15 protein-coding genes and 1 tRNA gene are annotated in these 18,540 nt (G+C 68.2%); 10 read left to right on the forward strand and 6 right to left on the reverse strand.

Annotated elements, in window-relative coordinates:
- Positions 1–30 precede the first annotated feature (30 nt).
- On the forward strand, positions 31–1,575 hold the full coding sequence (locus tag I4Q42_RS15000; RefSeq protein WP_198576895.1) for a tryptophan halogenase family protein: 1,545 nt from the start codon (positions 31–33) through the stop codon (positions 1,573–1,575).
- 98 nt (positions 1,576–1,673) lie between these two features.
- Here I4Q42_RS15000 and I4Q42_RS15005 read toward each other — a convergent pair whose 3' ends face one another.
- Complete coding sequence (locus I4Q42_RS15005; RefSeq protein ID WP_198576896.1) at positions 1,674–1,862, reverse strand: hypothetical protein; 189 nt, start codon at positions 1,860–1,862, stop codon at positions 1,674–1,676.
- On the opposite strand from I4Q42_RS15005, the gene I4Q42_RS15010 reads away from it, so the two are divergent.
- Both I4Q42_RS15010 and I4Q42_RS15015 read left to right on the forward strand, forming a co-directional pair.
- Positions 1,855–2,046, forward strand: coding sequence for a hypothetical protein (locus I4Q42_RS15010; protein ID WP_198576897.1), 192 nt, complete (start codon positions 1,855–1,857; stop codon positions 2,044–2,046). The two genes, I4Q42_RS15005 and I4Q42_RS15010, sit on opposite strands and share 8 nt — an antisense overlap.
- Before the next feature lie 95 nt (positions 2,047–2,141).
- Positions 2,142–2,819, forward strand: a complete 678-nt coding sequence (locus tag I4Q42_RS15015) for an SGNH/GDSL hydrolase family protein (RefSeq protein WP_198576898.1) — start codon at positions 2,142–2,144, stop codon at positions 2,817–2,819.
- 636 nt (positions 2,820–3,455) lie between these two features.
- Here the strand turns inward: I4Q42_RS15015 and I4Q42_RS15020 are convergent.
- Positions 3,456–3,532, reverse strand: a tRNA-Arg gene (locus I4Q42_RS15020).
- Between the two features lie 296 nt (positions 3,533–3,828).
- Between I4Q42_RS15020 and I4Q42_RS15025 the strand changes: the two genes are divergently transcribed.
- The 3 genes from I4Q42_RS15025 (at position 3,829) to I4Q42_RS15035 (ending at position 6,368) form a co-directional block, all read left to right on the forward strand.
- Entirely contained in the window at positions 3,829–4,971 is a 1,143-nt protein-coding gene (locus tag I4Q42_RS15025) for a sensor histidine kinase (RefSeq protein ID WP_232793163.1), read from the forward strand.
- Positions 4,968–5,327: a response regulator gene (locus tag I4Q42_RS15030; protein ID WP_198576900.1), complete on the forward strand. Its 360-nt coding sequence runs from the start codon at positions 4,968–4,970 to the stop codon at positions 5,325–5,327. The genes I4Q42_RS15025 and I4Q42_RS15030 overlap by 4 nt, the downstream gene beginning before the upstream one ends.
- Positions 5,328–5,390: 63 nt before the next feature.
- Positions 5,391–6,368 carry an alpha/beta hydrolase gene (locus I4Q42_RS15035; protein WP_232793164.1) on the forward strand — a complete coding sequence of 326 codons (978 nt, stop codon included), beginning with the start codon at positions 5,391–5,393 and terminating at the stop codon, positions 6,366–6,368.
- A gap of 120 nt (positions 6,369–6,488) precedes the next feature.
- Here I4Q42_RS15035 and I4Q42_RS15040 read toward each other — a convergent pair whose 3' ends face one another.
- Positions 6,489–8,762 (reverse strand): WD40/YVTN/BNR-like repeat-containing protein, encoded by a 2,274-nt coding sequence (locus I4Q42_RS15040; protein ID WP_198576901.1) that lies wholly within the window; start codon positions 8,760–8,762, stop codon positions 6,489–6,491.
- Between the two features lie 224 nt (positions 8,763–8,986).
- On the opposite strand from I4Q42_RS15040, the gene I4Q42_RS15045 reads away from it, so the two are divergent.
- Positions 8,987–11,110: a TonB-dependent siderophore receptor gene (locus tag I4Q42_RS15045; RefSeq protein ID WP_198576902.1), complete on the forward strand. Its 2,124-nt coding sequence runs from the start codon at positions 8,987–8,989 to the stop codon at positions 11,108–11,110.
- A gap of 31 nt (positions 11,111–11,141) precedes the next feature.
- The gene (locus tag I4Q42_RS15050) at positions 11,142–12,482 is read left to right on the forward strand and encodes a PepSY-associated TM helix domain-containing protein (RefSeq protein WP_198576903.1); all 1,341 of its coding nucleotides are present in this window, start codon (positions 11,142–11,144) and stop codon (positions 12,480–12,482) included.
- A 4-nt stretch (positions 12,483–12,486) separates the two neighbouring features.
- Here I4Q42_RS15050 and I4Q42_RS15055 read toward each other — a convergent pair whose 3' ends face one another.
- Complete coding sequence (locus I4Q42_RS15055; protein WP_198576904.1) at positions 12,487–12,903, reverse strand: DUF1801 domain-containing protein; 417 nt, start codon at positions 12,901–12,903, stop codon at positions 12,487–12,489.
- An 89-nt stretch (positions 12,904–12,992) separates the two neighbouring features.
- Here I4Q42_RS15055 and I4Q42_RS15060 point away from each other — a divergent pair, with 89 nt between their 5' ends.
- On the forward strand, positions 12,993–14,810 hold the full coding sequence (locus tag I4Q42_RS15060; RefSeq protein ID WP_198576905.1) for a beta-L-arabinofuranosidase domain-containing protein: 1,818 nt from the start codon (positions 12,993–12,995) through the stop codon (positions 14,808–14,810).
- A gap of 217 nt (positions 14,811–15,027) precedes the next feature.
- Here I4Q42_RS15060 and I4Q42_RS15070 read toward each other — a convergent pair whose 3' ends face one another.
- Positions 15,028–15,534: a CarD family transcriptional regulator gene (locus I4Q42_RS15070; RefSeq protein ID WP_110117731.1), complete on the reverse strand. Its 507-nt coding sequence runs from the start codon at positions 15,532–15,534 to the stop codon at positions 15,028–15,030.
- A 315-nt stretch (positions 15,535–15,849) separates the two neighbouring features.
- A complete protein-coding gene (gene fdxA, locus I4Q42_RS15075; RefSeq protein WP_198576906.1) occupies positions 15,850–16,191 on the reverse strand; it encodes a ferredoxin FdxA in 342 nt (113 codons plus the stop codon).
- Between the two features lie 257 nt (positions 16,192–16,448).
- On the opposite strand from fdxA, the gene I4Q42_RS15080 reads away from it, so the two are divergent.
- On the forward strand, positions 16,449–18,527 hold the full coding sequence (locus I4Q42_RS15080; protein ID WP_198576907.1) for a putative bifunctional diguanylate cyclase/phosphodiesterase: 2,079 nt from the start codon (positions 16,449–16,451) through the stop codon (positions 18,525–18,527).
- Positions 18,528–18,540 lie beyond the last annotated feature (13 nt).

Consider the following 18,540-nt stretch of genomic DNA (forward strand, 5'->3'; position numbering starts at 1 on the left):
CACACGCGACAAGCCATCGGGGACGGCGGCATGGAAGACCCAGGTAAGATCTCGCATGTCGTGATCGTCGGCGGCGGCACCGCCGGCTGGATGTCGGCGGCGTTCCTCTCGCGCATGTTCCCCCAGCGGCAGATGCGCATCACGGTGGTGGAGTCCGCCGAGATCGGCACGGTCGGCGTCGGCGAGGCGACCGTTCCGTCGATCCTGTTCTTCAACCAGTTCGTCGGCGTCGATGAGCCGACGATGATGTCGGCCAGCCAGGGCAGCTTCAAGCTTGGCATCGAGTTCGTCGGCTGGAGCGATCCGGGGGCGCGCTACCTTCATCCGTTCGGCGCCTTCGGCGCGCCGATGGAGGGCGTCTCGTTCCACGCCTACTGGCTGCGGGCCCGGCGGCGCGGCTACAAGGCGGAGCTGGCGGAGTTTTCGCTCAACAGCCTGGCGGCCCAGGGCGGCCGGTTCGACTGGCACGTGGACGACCCCCACGATCCGCGCTCGGGCATGGTCCATGCCTACCATTTCGACGCCTCGCTCTACGCCCAGCTGCTGCGCCGCGTGTCCGAGGGCAGGGGCGTGCGCCGGGTGGAGCGCACCATCCGCGGCGTCAATCTCGACCCCGTCGACGGCACGATCGCCTCCCTGGCGCTCGACGACGGCGAGACCCTGGCGGGCGACTTCTTCATCGACTGCTCGGGGTTCCGGGGACTGCTGATCGGCCAGGCCCTGGGCATGGGCTACGAGGACTGGTCCGAATACCTGCCGGCCAACCGCGCGGTCGCCGTGCCTTCGGCCCGCTACGAGGATCCCGTGCCCTACACCCGCGCCACGGCCGAGCGGGCCGGCTGGCGCTGGCGCATCCCGCTGCAGCACCGCACCGGCAACGGCTATGTCTATGTCGCCGACCAGATCAGCGACGACGAGGCGGCCGGGTCGCTGCTGGCGGCCTTGGCGGCCGAGCATCCAGGCAACGAGATCCTCGCCGATCCGCGCTTCCTGCGCTTCACCACCGGCCGGCGCACGCGGTCGCGGCACAAGAACTGCGTCTCGCTGGGCCTGGCCAGCGGCTTCCTGGAGCCATTGGAATCGACCTCGATCCACCTGGTTCAATTCGGGCTGATGAAGCTGGCCGCCAGCTTCCCGCGCGCCAAGGACGACCCGGTGGCGACCGATTTCTACAACCGGATCATGGCCGACGAGATGGAGCAGATCCGGGATTTCCTGATCTACCACTACCACGCCAACCGCCGGGTCGGAGAGCCGCTGTGGGACCGCATGCGCGCCCTGGCCATTCCTGAAAGCCTGCGCGAGAAGATCGACCTCTACCGCACGCGCGGCCAGGTGATCTTCCCCCACCAGTCGATCTTCGTGGAGCCCAACTGGCTGGCGGTGATGATGGGCCAGCACGGCGAGCCGGAGGGCTACGATCCCCTGGCCGACCGCATGGACGACCGTCAACTGGCCGAGTACCTCCAGCACATGCGCATCGCCTGCCGCCAGGCCGCCGACCGCATGCCCAGCCACGCCAGCGTCCTGGAACGGCTGGCGGCCGCTGCGCAGCAGAAGGCCGGCTCGGCCTGAGCAGCGCCGGCTAGCTCTTACCCGGCGGCTTGGGCGCGACGCTGGCGTTGGCCAGCCTTGGCGGCAAGATTTTGGCCACGAGATGGAAGGCGAGCTGATCAGCCGCCCACCTTCTTCTCAAGCCCTGCAATAGCAGCGTTGACGACCGTCGACGCCCCTTCCTGCGGGGCGGCCTTCACGAAGGCGGTGTCCTGGCTTTGGAAGATCGCGGTGGCCGCTTGATGCAAGATGATGCTGCGGTCGCTCTCGGAACCGGCGGCCTCGACCAGCAGGCGATAGGTGGCCACCCAAAGCTCGACGGCCCTCCCGAACGCCGACGTCTATCTGGGCGGCCGCAACGGTGGGACCAACTACACGCCGGAACGGACGCACAATTTCCTGGCGTTCCATGCCGGCTTCACCGACGCGCAGGCAGTGGTCTTCCAGCAAGCGGTCGCGACCTACATGGCCGCGGCGGGCCTGGCCAGCTGATCGGTGGCCAGGCCTCGGCTGTCGTTCGGGGGTGGGCCTAGAAGTTTCCGCACAGCTCCTATAGCAAAGCTAGCCAAGCTTTGCTTTGAGGGTGGATGATGCTCGGGCGTAGTATCCGGTTCGGCGTCCTATTGATTGGCGTGATGGTGGCCGGCCTGCTCGCCTGGGCGGTCTATGTCGCGGCGCCCATGTCGACGAAGCCCGCTCGCTCTCTTCGGGCGCTTGCCGTGCTTGCAGAGGCGACCCGGCCCGCTGAAACCGTGGTGCTGGGCGACAGCATTACTCAGATGGGTGGTGATCTAGACCCAATCTGTGGGCCGCGCACCCTGAACGCCGGCGTGCAGGGCTCTGACGCCTACACTTGGCGCCGGATGGCTGGGCCGGTCTTTGGGCTCAGCCGACCAGCGCATTCGATCATCGCGCTTGGGACGAACACCAAGGCCACACCGGCCGAGTTCATCGCCGACTACCGCGCGATATTCGACGCCGCCCCCCGACCGGTCGCGATCGTTGGCATATGGCCGTTCGAGGCGTCACGGCTGGGCGCGGAGAAGGATCGCTCTGCGATGCTGGCGCGCTACAATGCTGAGCTGAGAAAGCTGGCGGCGGAGCGGGGCGTGGCCTTCATCGAGCCGCCAACGTCTGCCAACGGGCTGACAGCTGACGGCATCCATCCGAACGGCGCGGGTAAAGCGGTCTGGAAGGCCGGGCTCGCGACGGCCTGTGGGCCCATCACTAAGCGGATCGCGACCCTCGGCGCGTCAGGACGCTGATCCTCAGATCTGGCGATCCCACCACTCCTGATCGGTCTCAGGCTGCTCGCGCAGTTGGCGCGCTGCCCACACGCCCGTTTCAAACGCGGCGGCGACCGAGGCGATTAGCAGCAGAAGTTAGATTGCGGCGTCGTACATACGGTCAAGCTACAGCCGCCACCTTAGCTTGACTAGTGTCTAGGCGCTCCCGTTCCTTCGTGCAGCCGGTTCCAGCGGTGCTGCACGAAGGAACGAGGCTCCGGCCGAGCAAGAGATGGGGTTCTGATGCTCGGCCGGACATGCGCAGACGATCCGGGGGATACGGCTGCGCAACGCCCCCACGCTAGCGCTTAGCGTGTGTCTGCATCAGAGGGAATCTCTCTGGTCGCGGACGCGCGCTCTACAATGCTGAGCGGCGGAGCTTGTTCCCGCCGCGCTCCCTGACATCCCGAAAGGAAGCCCATGAGGCGTCACCCCATTCTGTGGGCGCTTGCGCTCGCATGCGTCCATGCCGCCAATGCTCTGGCTGCGCCCCTTACCGTGTCGGCCACGCCGGCCAAGCCGTCGTCCACCTATCGCTGGCTCGACGGCCAGGCGCGAGACCTCACCGGCGCGCGTATTTCCGGCGTGACCCTGGCTGTGGCGTTTCTTTACCGCTGGCGGTCCAGGAGGGACTCGAACCCCCGACCTTCGCTTTAGGAAAGCGCTGCTCTATCCGGCTGAGCTACTGGACCGTGCGGCATGGCGCGGACCGGGGTGCATAGCGCATGTTGCGGCGGGTGCGAAGCCTAGGTTGGCGGGCGGCGCGGCGGATTGTCGCAAGGGTTGGCGTTGCGGGCGTTTGGCGGCACCTACTGTGGAGCTGCAAAGCCTTGATGTGCCTGGACTGTCGGCCAACGAAAGGAATTCATTAACCTTCCCGGCAACCGGGAGTAGTCGTGTGCGGCGCCACGCCTCTTGTTGTTGTCCCCCCGACGCGTGCTAGGCTTTCGGTCTAGTGGACCCGCGAGCGTCAATTCGTATGTTGGACATGGCCGAACACGACGTGTCGAGCGGCGAAGACGATTCCGCGCTGCTGACGCTTGTCGAGACGATCGAGGAACTTTCGGCCACGCGCACCATCGATGAGGTGGCCGCCGTGGTCCGCTCGTCCGCGCGCCGCATCTCCGGCGCCGACGGCGTGGCCTTCGTCCTGCGCGACAACGAGTGCTGCTGGTACCTGGACGAGGACGCCATCGGCCCGCTGTGGAAGGGCAAGCGCTTCCCGCTGACCGCCTGCATCTCGGGCTGGGCGATGCTGAACCGCCAGACGGTGGTGATCCCCGACATCTATCAGGACGACCGCATCCCGCACGACGCGTACCGGCCGACCTTCGTCAAGAGCCTGGTGATGACGCCGGTGCGCACCCGCGACCCGATCGCGGCCCTGGGCGCCTACTGGGCCAAGGAACATACGCCGGCCCCGGAGATCGTCGCCAAGCTGCAGGTCATGGCCAGGGCCACGGCCGCGGCCCTGGAAAGCGGCCGGCTGCACGCCTCGCTGAACAAGGAGCTGGAGCGCCGCACCTTCCTGATGCGCGAGCTGGACCACCGGGTGAAGAACACCCTGGCCTCGGTGCAGTCGATCGCCAGCCAGACCCTGCGCACGGCGACCTCGCCCAAGGCCTTCAACGAGTCGTTCGAATCCCGCCTGCTGGCCCTGTCGCAGGCCCACGAGCTGTTGACCAAGCAGGCCTGGGGCAAGGCCCAGCTGCGCGAGATCCTGGCCGCCGCCATGCGCCCGTTCGGCGGGCTGGAGGACGGCCGCTTCGTGGTCGAGGGGCCGCCGATCGAGATCACCCCGGAAGCGGCGGTGGCGGTGCACATGACCCTGCACGAGCTGATCGTCAACGCCGCCAAGTACGGCGCCCTGTCGACGCCGCAGGGCAAGGTGTTCGTCACCTGGAGCGTGGAGCAGGAGGGCGGGCTAAACCCGGCCTTCGCCCTGGAATGGCGCGAGCGCGGCGGTCCGCCGGTCAGTCCGCCCGAGCCTGGCGGCGAGGGCTTCGGTTCGCGCCTGATCCGGCGCGGCCTGTCGCGCGATCTGGGCGGGGCGGCCAGCCTCGACTTCGCGCCCGAGGGCCTGGTCTTCACCTTCCGCGCCCCGCTGTCGCAACGGCTGGCGGCCGCATGAACGGTCGTCGGATCATGATCGTCGAGGATGAGGCGCTGGTGGCCATGATGGTCGAGGACCTGCTGACCGATCTCGGCTGCGAGGTCTCCGGCTCGTTCGGGGCGGTGGGCGAGGCCCTGGCCTATCTCGACGACGGCAAGCCCAGCCTCGACGGCGCGGTGCTCGACATCAACATCGGCGGCGAGATGGTGTTTCCCGTGGCCGAGGCGCTGCGGGCCAAGGGCGTGCCCTTCGTCTTCGCCACCGGCTACGGCGCCCTGCCGCGCAAGGGCTTCGAAGACGTCACCGTGCTGGCCAAGCCGATCAATTTCGGTCACCTGCGCGACGCCGTGCACGGTTTCGGCCAGGCGGCCTAGAGGCCTCTTTCGCGGCATCTGCCTTCGATGGCAGGCTCGGTCTCCAGTCGCCTGGAGGTCGCCATGAACCGCAAGATCCTGACGCTCGCCCTCGTCGGGGGTCTCGTCGCCAGCGCCCTGGCCGCGCAGGCCCAGCCCCTTCGCAACCGCCTGCGCGAGCGCATGGCCGAGCGGATGGAGCAGAAGCGCGTCGAGGAGGAGCGTCCGGTCGACCTGCAGGCCATCGCGCCCGGCGCCCGCAAGCTGACCCAGTCGTACGGCGCGGCCAAGGGCCAGGATCTCGACGTCTACATCCCGCCCGGCGCTCAGGACGCGCCGGTGATCATCATGGTCCATGGCGGCGCCTGGAAGGTCGGCGACAAGGCCAATGTCGGCTTGATCGAGAACAAGCTGAAATACTGGCTGCCCAAGGGCTACGTGTTCGTCAGCGTCAACTACCGGATGCTCCCCGAGGCGATGGCGGATGCGCAGGCGGGAGACGTGGCGCAGGCCGTGCGCTGGGTTCAGGCCCATGCGGCCGCGTGGGGCGCCAGCGACCGCCGGATCGTATTGATGGGCCACTCGGCGGGCGCGCACCTGGTCGCCCTGCTGTCGTCCAAGCCCGACATGGTGGGCAAGCCGTGGGCCGGGACGGTGGTGCTGGACTCGGCGGCGATGAAGGTCTCGACCGTGATGGACGGGCGTCACCCGCGCTTCTACGACGAGGCGTTCGGCGCCGATCCGGCCGCCTGGGCCAAGGTCTCGCCGATGGACCAGTGGACGCCGGCGGCCGTGCCGATGTTCGTCGTCTGCTCGAGCCAGCGGCCTGACAAGCCCTGCGACGACGCCAAAGGCCTTCCAGGCCCAGGTGCAGAAGGCGGGCCAGGCCATGCCGGTGCTGCCCCAGGCCTTGAGCCACGCCGACATCAACCGGACGCTGGGCGCGCCGGGGGCCTATACGCAGGCGGTGGAGGCGTGGATCAAGCAGCGGGTGGGGCGCTGATCTGGTACCTTCTCCCAGAGGGAGAAGGAGGGGCCCGCGCCGCAGGCGTGGGAGGATGAGGGGTTACGAGGCCGGCCGGCGTGCCGGCACGATCGTGGGCCATGCGGTGAGGGTGTAACCCCTCACCCTCCCACCGCTACGCGGCGGGCCCCTCCCTCTCCCTCTGGGAGAGGGTCGCCTTAGCTAGGCTCGCCATACACAATCCCCCGCCCGTCGGTGCCGACATACACCCGGCCGTACACCCGCATGTCGGCGGCCAGACAGCGGAAGCGGCGGCCGTATTCGTGGTGGGGGTCGTTGACGCGGACCCAGCTCGCGCCTTCGTCGTCCGAGCGCCAGATGGCCTTCACGCCGTCCTTGCGGCCGATGGCGAAGAGGGCGGGATGATGCCGGCCGGGCGGCGGGGCGCCGAGATCGAGTTGATCCACTTGGATCCCACCGTCGATGTGGGTGAACCGCGCGCCGCCGTCGGTGGAGCGGAACAGGCCCTGGCCCGAGACGAACCACAGATGGCCGGCCTGGCCGGGGACGGCCTTCAGCGGCCAGGGGATCTCGCGCCAGGTCACCTGGTCGGCCGAGAGGTCGGCGGGCAGGCCGCTCACCGGAGCCGCGGCGAACGAGGCCCCGGCGTCGGTGCTGATCCAGCGCTTGCCGGTTTGCAGGTCCAAAGCGGTGAAGCGCCGGGGATCGACGCGGTCGGGTACGGGGCGGAGCCAGGCCGGCAGGCCCTGGCTGACCTGCCAGGACGCGCCGCGGTCGCGGGTGATCTGGGCCTGGGCGGTCATGACCATGAACACCGAGCCGTCGGCGTTGACGACGATGGCGGCGTCGTCGTGCGGATCGGGGCCGCGCCGGCCCTGGCCGGGCGGGGGTGGGGCGTTCGGGATGCGCGGCGCCGTCATAGGCGCCCAGGTGCGGCCATGGTCGCCGGACCAGGCCAGGGTCGGGCCGCCGTGGCGCTGGTGCGGCGTGCCGCTGCGAACGACTATGGCGGGCTGCACACCTGCGTAGTCGATGAAGTTGGTGTTGCCGAACACCGGGGTCGTGAACTGGTCGGTCGGCGAGACGGACAGGTCGTCGTGCACGAAGCCGGAGATGTCGCCGAAACCGCTGAGCAGGGGCGGGCCTTCGGGCAGGCTGGCCAGGGTGATGATCGCCGTCTGTTCGATGCCCTCGATCCATGGGAACCAGGTGGTCGGCCGGCCGGCGGCGGCCTTGGTGAACTCCCGCGTGGCGTAGATCGTCGCGCCGGTGGTGTAGCAGGCGAAGTCGGGGTCGAACGGGTCGATGGCCAGGCCCGCCATCCACCAGCCGAAGTCGGCTTCCGGCTCGCCCCAGTGCAGGAACGGCGTGGTCGTCACGTCGCGGCGAGCGTCGGCATAGAGGTCGGTCCAGGTCGCGCCGTGGTCGGTGGAGCGCCACAGGGTGTCGTGCGGGTTCCAGCGGTTGAGGCTGGTGACGGCGACCGCGCCGGAGCGGTCGACCGCCACGCCCATGAAGCCGCCGCCGCGCTGGGCCTGCGGCTTGGCGGGCGTGATCTCGGTCCAGGCGTTGGTCGCCGTATCCAGCCGCCAGACCGCGCCGCCCTCGACATTCGACGGGCCGATGCCGCTGGAGTAGGTGACGTAGAGCCGGCCCTGGCCGTCCAGCGCCGCCTTGCAGGCCAGATAGGCGTGCGGGGCGGGGATCGGTTTCCAGCTGGCCCCGCCGTCGTCGCTGCGCCACAGGTGATGCTCGGAAGGATCCGCGACGCCGACGAAGAGCGTCCGCGAGCCCCGGCCCGGCTTTCCGCTGCTGGGATCGAAGATCACGAACGACAGGCCGCCGTGCGTCGGGGCGGGGCGGGCGTTGAGGCCGAGGCCTGGCAGCGGGAAGCTCGCGGACTTTGACCAGGTCGCGCCCCGATCGCGGCTGACCTGCAGGCCGTCGTGGCGCGAGGCGAATACGAGCGTCTTGGTGTCGTTTGGATCGATGGCCAGGCGCTCGCCCAGGCCCCGGCCGTCCTCGTTGCCGCCCATGCGGAAGGGCACAGGGATGACGGTCCAGTCGGTCCCGCGGTTCTCGGACCGCAGGATGGCCGCCGGATCGGGCCGACCCATGCCGCAGGCCAGATAGACCACGTTCGCGTCGACCGGATCGGGCGCGACGCTCTCGACGCCCTGCCAACTGCCCTGGGCCTGGTCGTCGAGCAGCGGGATCCAGCGCCCCTCCGAGGCCTGCCAGCGATAGGCGCCGCCCATGTCGGAGCGCAGATAGGCCAGGCCCTTCTCGACCGGGCTGAACACCACGCCGGGGATGAAGCCGCCGCCGCCCACCCGGACGTTGCGCCAGCGATAGGGCAGGGGGCGCGTCGCCGCCTGGACCGCGGCGCCGAAAGGCAGCGCTGTCATCGCGGTGCTGGCCAGGAGGCTCTTCAGGGTCGCGCGGCGGCTCGGGGCGGGAGAGATCGGCATGGCGGCCCTAATGCGAAGCGTCGTTTTCGGCGATGTGGCATGAGGCGTCGCCGTTTCGCCAGCCACAATTGTTAGCGCTAACCAAGCTCTACCGCCGCGCGCCGTGGCCGAAAGGACGCATCCTGAACGCAAACGCGAAGCCTTTGCATCCTGAGGTTTGACAGGCCTCGACCTCGGATCTATTCGCTCTTGCGACTTATTCTTGATTGCACGAGCGCTCCCCGATGTCCCGATCCCTTCGCGCCTTCCTGCTCGCCGCCGCCCTGAGCCCGGCCATCCTGGCGGGCGTCGCCCATGCCGCCGAGGTGGTGGCCGTCGATGCACCGGCGGCCGACGCCGACGACCTGGAAGGCGTGGTGGTGACCGGCGCCAAGACCCGCACCTCGGCGGTGACGGGCCTGGACATGAGCCTGCGCGAGACCCCGCAGTCGGTCAGCATCATCGACCAGTCGCTGATCCGCGACTTCGCCCTGACCAACGTCAACGAGGTGCTGCTCTCGGCCACCGGCGTGAACGTCGAGAAGGTCGAGACCGACCGCACCTATTACAACTCGCGCGGCTTCGACATCAGCAACTTCCAGGCCGACGGCGTGGGTCTGCCGCTGATCTGGGGCATCCAGTTCGGCGAGCTGGACACCGTGCTGTTCGACCGGGTCGAGATCGTGCGCGGCGCCAACAGCATGATGACCGGCACCGGCAATCCGTCGGCCACGGTCAACTACGTGCGCAAGCGCCCGACCGCCGAGTTCCAGGCCAGCGCCGCCCTGCAATACGGCTCGTGGGACTCCAAGCGCCTGGAAGCCGACGTCTCGGGCCCGCTGAACGAGAGCGGCACGCTGCGCGGCCGGCTGATCTACGCCAACGAGGACCGCGACTCCTATCTCGACCACTACAAGGTCAACCGGAACGTCTATGGGGCCTTGCTGGCCTGGGACGTCACCGACAACACCACGGCCACCTTCGGCTGGTCGATGCAGGACAACCGGGCCAGCGGCGTGCTGTGGGGCGCCCTGCCGCTGACCTATGGCGACGGGACCCTGATCAACTACGACGTCTCGGCCTCGACCTCGGCCGACTGGACCTATTGGGACGTGCGCGACCAGACCGGCTTCGCCGAGCTCGAGCACCGCTTCGACAACGGCTGGCGGGTGAAGGCGATCGCCACCGCCAAGCGCTTCGAGGAGCACGCCAAGCTGCTCTACGCCTACACGCTCGAGGACGGCGTCGATCCGGACACCGGCCTGGGCGTCTATGGCTCGAGCGGCGTCTATCCGTCGATCTATGAGAGCTACACGCTCGACACCTATGCCTCGGGCCCGTTCACCGCCTTCGGCCGCGAGCACCAGCTGGTGGTCGGCGGTCAGATTTCGCGTTCTGAAGGCTTTGAGTACGAGGACTTCTCGGGGGACACGATCGTCTATGCGCCGGTGACCAGCTGGGGCTCGACCCAGCCGGCCCAGCCGACCTATCCGGGCGCCTATCTGGCGGCCAACGAGACCAACAAGCTGGCCCGCTTCTACGCCGCCACCCACCTCAGCGTCACCGACCAACTGAAGCTGGTGGCCGGCTTCAACGCCCTGAAGCTGAAGGCCTACGGCTTCTCGTACGGCGCCGACATGGTCCGCGACGAAAGCAAGGTCAGCCCTTATCTCGGCGCGGTCTACGAGCTGAACAAGAACGTCTCGCTCTATGCCAGCTACACCGACATCTTTAATCCGCAGTCGGAGGTCGACTTCGGTAACCAGAAGCTGGCCGCCGTGCACGGCAAGAGCTACGAGGCCGGCGTCAAGAGCGAATGGCTAGACGGCCGGCTGTACGTGACCGCGGCCGTGTTCAAGGCCGTGCAGAACGGCCTGGCGGCCTATGCCGGGACCTTCGAGGACGGCGACGACGGCAAGGTGGGCGGCTCGTACTACACGGCCCAGGACACGGAATCGAAGGGCTACGAGATCGAGGTCAGCGGCAGGATCACCGACAACTGGCGCGTCGGCGCTGGCTGGACCGACCTGGAGATCGAGGACCGCGACAGCGGCGCCGACGCCCGCGTGTTCCTGCCGCGCAAGACCCTGAAGGCCTCGACCACCTACAGCCTGCCGTCGCTGCGCAACCTGAAGCTCGGCGCCGCCGTGCGCTGGCAGGACGAGATCCACCTGGAAGACTTTTCGGTCACCCAGGACGCCTATGCGGTGGTCGACCTGATGGCCGGGATCGACGTCACCGACAAGATCCGCGCCACGCTCAACGTCCGCAACGTCGGCGACGAGAAGTACCTCAACAGCCTGATGTGGAACCAAGCCTATTACGCCGCCCCGCGCAGCGCCTCGGTCCGCCTGGACTATCGCTTCTAAGAAGCGTTATTAAGAAGGCTCAGGAGGCGGGATGGACGCGCGTAATCGAGAAACCCCCTATGCGCCGGCTCTTCCGCCGGCGCCGGAGCCGGCCAAGCCCTCCGCCTCGGCGGTCAAGGCCGCCAAGGCTGTACGCGCGGCCGTGCGCCCGACCCTGACCTTCGTCCACCGCTGGGTGGGGCTGGTCATCGCCGGCTTCCTGTTCATCTCCGGGGTCACCGGCGCGGTGATCTCGTGGGACCACGAGCTGGACGACATCCTCAATCCGCACCTGATGCACGCCAGGACCGACGGTCCGGCCCTGCCGACCCTCGACATCGTCAAGCAGGTCGAGGCCCGCGATCCCCGCGTGATCGTCTCTTACTTCCCGCTGACCGCCGAGCCGGGCGAGACCCTGGCCATCGGCGTCGACGCCCGCCAGGATCCAAAGACCGGCAAGCACTACGAGCTCGGCTACAATCAGGTGTTCATCGACCCGGCGACGGGCCAGGAACAGGGCCGGCGCGAGTGGGGCGCGGTCTGGCCGATCACCACCGAGACCTTCGTCTCGTTCCTCTACATCCTGCACTACACCCTGCACATTCCCGAGTTCTGGGGGATCGACCGCTGGGGTGTCTGGTTGCTGGGCGGCATCGCGGTGCTGTGGACGCTGGACTGCTTCGTCGGCTTCTACCTGACCCTGCCGGCCAGCCCGACCAATGGGCGCAAGCCGGCCAAGAGCTTCTGGAGCCGCTGGAAGCCGGCCTGGCAGATCAAGACCAAGGCCAGCGCCTACCGGATCAATTTCGACATCCACCGGGCCTTCGGCCTGTGGCTGTGGGGCGTGCTGTTCGTGGTGGCCTTCACGGCCTTCTCGCTGAACCTCTACAGCGAGGTGTTCTACCCGGTGATGTCGAAGATCTCGAAGGTCTCGCCGACGCCGTTCGACACCCGCGTGCCGACCAGCCACGACAACCCGATCCTGCCCAAGCTGACCTATGAGGCGATCATCGCCAAGGCCAGGACCGACGCGGCCGCGCGCGGCTTCACCGCCCCGGTGGGCGGGGCCTTCTACTCGCCGCACTACGGCGTCTACGGCGTGGCCTTCCACAAGGTGGGCGACGACCACGGCGCTGGCGGTGTGGGCCCGCCCTACCTCTATTACGACGGCGCCGACGGCCGCTATCTGGGCGAGCGCCTGCCGTGGAAGGGCACGGCGGCCGACATCTTCGTCCAGGCGCAGTTCCCGCTGCACTCGGGCCGGATTCTGGGCCTGCCGGGCCGCATCCTGATCTCGCTGACCGGCCTGGTCGTGGCCGCGCTCAGCGTCACCGGCGTGGTCATCTGGCTGAAGAAGCGCCGGGCGCGGGTGCTGAGGAAGAAGCCGGCCTGAGGTCTCAGCAGCTGGTATGGCCGCTGCGCGTCCAGGCGGCCGACGCTTTGGCGAGCTCGCGCAGCACGGACAGGTCCACGTCGCTCAGGCGCTTGAGATAGACGCAGGCCACGCTGGAGCGGTGCTTGCCGAGCCTGGCCAGCAGAGTTTCGCGCTCGGGGAAGTCCGAGGCGAAGTAGAGCACCAGGTCGGCCTTGCGTGGCGAGAAGCCGAGCAGGGGCCAGTCCATCGGCTTGGCGCCGTCCGTCGAATAGGAGCCGAAGCCGACGATCGAGGGACCCCACATCACCGCCGGCGCGCCGGCGATCTCGCTGAGGATCTCGCGGACGACGGCCGCGTCGGCGCGCCGGTTCTCGGGCGCGGCGGCCAGGAAGTCGTCGACGCTGGCGTCGGTGGGGCGGGTCTTGGGTTCGGCGGCCATGGCGGGGCTCTCGGGACGATCCGGGCAGATTGAGCGGGGAGGCGGCTTCTGCCAAGGTCCCCGCGCAAGTGCGCGCTTTCGGGGGAAACATGGTCACGCGTCGCGGATTTCTGGCTGCCGGTTGCTGCGCGGCCTGTTCGACTCCGGCCTTCGGCGCTTTAGCGGCCTCGGGCAAGGCCAAGCCGGGCCTGTCGACCTTCGCCTATGACCGCGTGCGGCTGGGGCCGGGCAAGATGCAGGACCAGCTGGCGCACCAGCACCGCCTGTTCATGGGCCTCGACGACGACCGCCTGCTGAAGCCCTTCCGCCAGCGCGCCGGCCTGCCGGCGCCGGGCGCCGACATGGGCGGCTGGTACGACGACAGCGCCGACTTCCATATCGACGTCAACGACTGGAGCACGGCCAACTGGCACGGCTACATCCCCGGCCACAGCTTCGGCCAATACGTCTCGGGCCTGTCGCGCTACGTCGCCATCACCGGCGATCCGGCGACGCGCGAGAAGGTGCGGGGTCTGGTGACGAAGTACGCCGACACCATCTCGCCGCGGTTCTTCGCCGGCTACACCCTGCCGGCCTATACCTACGACAAGATCGTCATCGGCCTGATCGACGCGTACCGCTACGCCGGGATCAAGGAGGCCGGGCCGGCGCTCGACAAGGTCACCGACGCCGTCCTGCCGGTGCTGCCGGAAAAGGCCCTGACTCGCGAGGAGCGCCGCCAGCGGCCCTATGCCAGCGAGGCCGAGATCTGGGACGAGCCCTACACCCTGCCCGAGAACCTGTTCCTGGCCTGGGAGCTGGGCCTGGGCGAGCGCTACAAGGATCTGGCCCTGCGCTACATGCAGGACGCGGCGCTGTTCGATCCGCTGGCGCGGGGCCAGAGCCCGCTGGCCGGCAAGCACGCCTACAGCCACGTCAACGCCCTGAACTCGGCGATCCAGGCCTGGTACGCGACCGGCGACGAAAAGTACCTGAAGGCCGCCCGCAACGGTTTCGACTTCGTGGTCAGGCAGTCCTTCGCCACCGGCGGCTGGGGCCCGAACGAGGAGCTGGTCGGGCCGGACGACACCGAGACCCTGCTGAAGTCGCTGACCGAAACCCACCGCACCTTCGAGACGCCGTGCGGGGCCTACGGTCACTTCAAGATCGCCCGCTCGCTGCTGCAGATCACCAAGGATCCCCGCTACGGCGACAGCATGGAGCGGGTGCTCTACAACACCATCCTCGGCGCCAAGGACACCACGCCCAAGGGCGAGACCTTCTACTATTCCGACTACAGCGACACGGCGTCGAAGTTCTATCGCGACGAGCTGTGGCCCTGCTGCTCGGGGACCTTCATACAGCTGGCGGCCGACTACGGGATCAGCGCCTATCTGCGGGACGGCGCGCGGCTCTATGTGAACCTCTACGTTCCTTCGACCCTGAAGGCGTCGGTGGGCGACCTGCCGGTGTCGCTGCGCCAGGACACCCGCTATCCGCTGGAGCCCACGACCGAGATCGCCGTCGACCCGGCGCGGGCCGGGCGCTTCTCGCTGATGCTGCGGGTGCCCGCTTGGGCGGGGGCGGGCAGCCGCATCCTGGTCAATGGCCAGCCGGCGGGCGTGGCGGCGCGGCCGGGGACCTTCGTCGAGCTCGATCGCGTCTGGTGGCCCGGCGACAAGGTGCGGCTGCTGTTCGACATGGCCCCGCGGCTGGAGCCGCTGAACGCCGCCCATCCGGAGGTGGTGGCGCTGATGACCGGCCCGTTGGCGCTGTTCCCGCTCGGCCATGGCGAGGTGAAGCTGACTCGGGCGCAATGGCTGTCGGCGCGCCAGCAGGGAGCCGAGTGGCGGGCCGGGAACGTGGCGTTCAAGCCCTTCATGGCCATCGGCGACGAGACGTATCGGCTGTACGGGCGGCTAGTGTGATCCCTCTCCCAGAGGGAGAGGGAGGGGCCCAGGCGTAGCCTGGGAGGGGGAGGGGTTACGAAGTTGGACGGCGTGTCGGCGCTCCGTCGGGCGCCGTAACCCCTCACCCCGACCCTCTCCCTATGGGAGAGGGAGACCCACACCGTCTTTCCCAAACGAAAAACGCCCCCGGTGAACCGGGGGCGTCTTCGGAAACGTCGTCGGAGGCGGGAAGGCCTCAGGCGGCGGTCTTGACCAGCGACTTGGTCAGGATGCCGATGGCGGCTTCGCGGTCGATGCGCTCGATGGCGGCGACTTCGCGGGCCATGCGGTCCAGGGCCGATTCATAGAGCTGGCGCTCCGAATAGGACTGTTCCGGCTGGTTTTCGGCGCGGTGCAGGTCGCGGACCACTTCGGCGATCGAGACGAGGTCGCCCGAGTTGATCTTGGCTTCGTATTCCTGGGCGCGACGCGACCACATGGTGCGCTTCACGCGGGCGCGGCCCTTCAGGGTGGTCAGGGCCTGGTTGACGACGTCGCCTTCGGCCAGCGGGCGCAGGCCGGCGGCCTTGGCCTTCTTGGTCGGGACGCGAAGGGTCATCTTCTCGTGGTCGAAGGTGATGACGTAAACCTCGAGCGACATCCCGGCCACTTCCTGGGTCTCGATGCCCTGGATCGTCCCCACGCCGTGGGCGGGATAGACGACATGATCGCCGACCGAGAATTCCAGACCGCTCTTGCTCATTCGTTCGTCCTCATAAAATTGGGCTCGCGCCCAAAACGCCGTTTCCAACCATCCCAAAAGGCGATAGCAACCCGTCCGTCGGAGAGGCGGGGCCAAGTCGGTCAGGATTTGGAGTGTCTTCTTAAGTCACCCTTCGCCTTCGATCGGGCGAGCCGTTGGACGGCTGTCGTCTTCCACCAGACGTGCAGGTGCGAGGGCGCATCCGTCACGTCGGAGGCGACAATAGCATAAAATTCAGCCTCATGAAAGGCTTGCGACCCCGCATGGGGGCGCCGCGGCGCGAAACGCGCCGCCTGAACGCTGATCAGGACGCGATCAGGAGCCCTTGCCGGGCTTTTCGCTGAAGTACTTTTCGAACTTTCCGGTCTCGCGCTCGAACTCGGCGCGGTCGGCCGGGGGCTCGCCCTTCACGGTGATGTTCGGCCAGACCTTGGCGTAGTCGGAATTGATCCGCAGCCACTTGCCGTCGGCGTCGTCCTCGGTGTCCGGCTTGATGGCGTCGACCGGGCATTCCGGTTCGCAGACGCCGCAGTCGATGCATTCGTCCGGATTGATCACGAGGGTGTTTTCGCCCTCGTAGAAGCAATCCACCGGGCACACCTCGACGCAGTCCATGAACTTGCAGCGGATGCAGGCGTCGGTGACGATGTAGGTCATCGGAACTTGGCGGCTTTCTGGGACGGACGTAACGCGGCCGCGTTTTCGGAGCGACGGCGCCGAATGTCAATGCGGCGTGGCGTGCAGCGCACGCAGGATTTCTTATCACGCCAGCAGGCGGGCGCCGAAAATACCGTTTCGTCGGGTCCTCGACAGTGGAGAACGAGGTTCGTCGAAAGATACCAATTCTTATGGAAAAGCGTTTCACTGTGCGGTTGAGGATACGCCGCATAACAACGTCGGGCAGCCGACATCAGATGATCAACATGGCCCTGAAGACCGCTTCGCCATTCGCGGCGGAGGACATCAATGCGCAGCTCAGGCTTCGAATGGCGTCGTTCGAGGCCTTCGTCGCGCATGCGCCGTTCGCGGCCGCGCTGATCGATCGGGCCGGCCGCCTGAACGCGGTCAGCGCCGAGTGGCGCGACGAGGACCTGACGCCCGGCCTGCATCCGGGCGACCTGTTCGCCCGCAGCCTGATGAACGTGGAGGACGTCGAGAGCCTGGAGCAATGCCTGGCTTCGGGCGAGCCGTTCTCGCGCTACCGCGCCCAGGTGGTCGACGGCGCCCAGCGGATCTGGCGCAGCGAGTTCGCCGCCTGCCGCAGCGACGAGGGGGTCATCTTCGCCGTCATCGTCACCGCCCGCGACGTCACCGGCTACGCCCAGACCGCTCTGCGGGCCGAGCGCAACGAGCAGCGGCTGAAGCTGGCGCTGGAGCTCGACGACCTGATGGTCCGCGAGGTCGATCTGAAGACCGGCGAGGTCTATGTCTCGGGCACCTGCCCCGAGCTCGAGAAGTGGTGCCTGTTCGACCGCGACCCGCTGGAGATCGTCCACGAGGAAGACCGCGAGCGCATGGCCCAGATCATGCGGTCGCGCCGTGACGGCGAGGCGGCGGTGTTCGAGTTCCGTCTCAACCGCGACGACGGCGTCGAGACCTGGGTGCGGTCGGTCGGCAAGCGCTTCGTCGGCGGCGACGGCCAGCCCGAGCGGCTGGTCAACCTGTTCAAGGACATCACCGACCGCCGCCGCCAGACCGAGGCGGTCGAGACCCTGGCCTTCCGCGATCCGCTGACCAGCCTGCCCAACCGGGCCTTCTTCCAGCGCAAGTTCCAGGAGGCAGTCGACGCCTCGGAGATGGTCGGCGAGATTTTCGGCCTGATCATGATCGACGTCGATCACTTCAAGGACATCAACGACACCCTGGGCCACGACGCCGGCGACGCCCTGCTGCGGCGGCTGGCCGACGTGCTGCGCCACGCCTTCCGGGCCGGCGACACCGTGGCCCGCCTGGGCGGCGACGAGTTCGCGGTGATCCTGCGCGGCCTGCACGGCGAGGCCGACATGCTGCGGCCGATCAAGGCCCTGCAGGAGCTGCTGCGCCAGCCGATCCAGCACGCCGGCCGCAGCTTCTCGGTCAGCGCCAGCATCGGCGCGGCCCTGCACGGCGATCCCGACGCCGACCCCAGCCACATCTTCAAGAACGCCGACATCGCCCTCTACCGGGCCAAGGACGAGGGCCGCAACCGCTCGATCGTCTTCGACCCGTCGATGCGCTCGGCCCTGGAGCAGCGGCTGGAGCTGCTGCGCGACGTGCGCGCGGCGATCGAGGCCGACGAGTTCACCCTCTACTACCAGCCGGTGATCGACCTGGCCTCCAACAGCATCGCCGGCTTCGAGGCGCTGATGCGCTGGGCCCACCCCGAGCAGGGAATCCTGACGCCCGACCGCTTCATGCCCGCCTTCGAGGACCAGGACCTGTCGTTGAAGCTGGGCGACGTGGCGTTCGAGACGGCGCTGAAGCAGATGCGGGCCTGGCTGGACGCCGGCATCGAGTTCGGCCGGGTGGCGGTCAACATCTCGGCCGCCCAGTTCCGCTCGGGCCGCCTGGCCGAGGAGGTGCAGGAGCGCCTGGCCCGCTGGAACGTGCCCTGCGATCGCCTGACCATCGAGGTCACCGAGCACGTCTACATGGGCTGGGCCTCGGACGTGGTCAGCGACACTGTGCGCAAGCTGCACGCGGCCGGGGTTATGATCGCCCTGGACGACTTCGGCACCGGCTACGCCAGCCTGGCCAACCTGCGCCAGTTCCCGATCGACCGGCTGAAGATCGACAAGGGCTTCGTCCAGAACGCCGAGGACGCGGCGATCGTCAAGGCCGTTATCACCCTGGGCTCGTCGATGGGCATGAAGGTGGTCGCCGAGGGCGTCGAGGACAGGGAACAGCTGGAAGCCCTGGCCGCCTATGGCTGCGACCAGGTGCAGGGCTACCACTTCAGCCGCCCGATGCCGGCCGACAAGGTGCCGGGGTTCGTGGACGGGTTCGTTGGGTAGGGCGTAAGCGGTC

The organism is Caulobacter hibisci, assembly GCF_016135805.1.
GTDB lineage: Bacteria > Pseudomonadota > Alphaproteobacteria > Caulobacterales > Caulobacteraceae > Caulobacter > Caulobacter hibisci.

What these genes read in the sequence shown, in the direction of transcription:
- I4Q42_RS15040 (WP_198576901.1), bottom strand. Translation starts at nt 8,762, where the DNA reads ATGCCGATCTCTCCCGCCCCGAGCCGCCGCGCGACCCTGAAGAGCCTC.
- I4Q42_RS15055 (WP_198576904.1), bottom strand. Translation starts at nt 12,903, where the DNA reads ATGGCCGCCGAACCCAAGACCCGCCCCACCGACGCCAGCGTCGACGAC.
- I4Q42_RS15025 (WP_232793163.1), top strand. Translation starts at nt 3,829, where the DNA reads ATGGCCGAACACGACGTGTCGAGCGGCGAAGACGATTCCGCGCTGCTG.
- I4Q42_RS15080 (WP_198576907.1), top strand. Translation starts at nt 16,449, where the DNA reads ATGATCAACATGGCCCTGAAGACCGCTTCGCCATTCGCGGCGGAGGAC.
- I4Q42_RS15045 (WP_198576902.1), top strand. Translation starts at nt 8,987, where the DNA reads ATGTCCCGATCCCTTCGCGCCTTCCTGCTCGCCGCCGCCCTGAGCCCG.
- I4Q42_RS15030 (WP_198576900.1), top strand. Translation starts at nt 4,968, where the DNA reads ATGAACGGTCGTCGGATCATGATCGTCGAGGATGAGGCGCTGGTGGCC.
- I4Q42_RS15050 (WP_198576903.1), top strand. Translation starts at nt 11,142, where the DNA reads ATGGACGCGCGTAATCGAGAAACCCCCTATGCGCCGGCTCTTCCGCCG.
- I4Q42_RS15060 (WP_198576905.1), top strand. Translation starts at nt 12,993, where the DNA reads ATGGTCACGCGTCGCGGATTTCTGGCTGCCGGTTGCTGCGCGGCCTGT.
- fdxA (WP_198576906.1), bottom strand. Translation starts at nt 16,191, where the DNA reads ATGACCTACATCGTCACCGACGCCTGCATCCGCTGCAAGTTCATGGAC.
- I4Q42_RS15070 (WP_110117731.1), bottom strand. Translation starts at nt 15,534, where the DNA reads ATGAGCAAGAGCGGTCTGGAATTCTCGGTCGGCGATCATGTCGTCTAT.
- I4Q42_RS15035 (WP_232793164.1), top strand. Translation starts at nt 5,391, where the DNA reads ATGAACCGCAAGATCCTGACGCTCGCCCTCGTCGGGGGTCTCGTCGCC.
- I4Q42_RS15015 (WP_198576898.1), top strand. Translation starts at nt 2,142, where the DNA reads ATGATGCTCGGGCGTAGTATCCGGTTCGGCGTCCTATTGATTGGCGTG.
- I4Q42_RS15000 (WP_198576895.1), top strand. Translation starts at nt 31, where the DNA reads ATGGAAGACCCAGGTAAGATCTCGCATGTCGTGATCGTCGGCGGCGGC.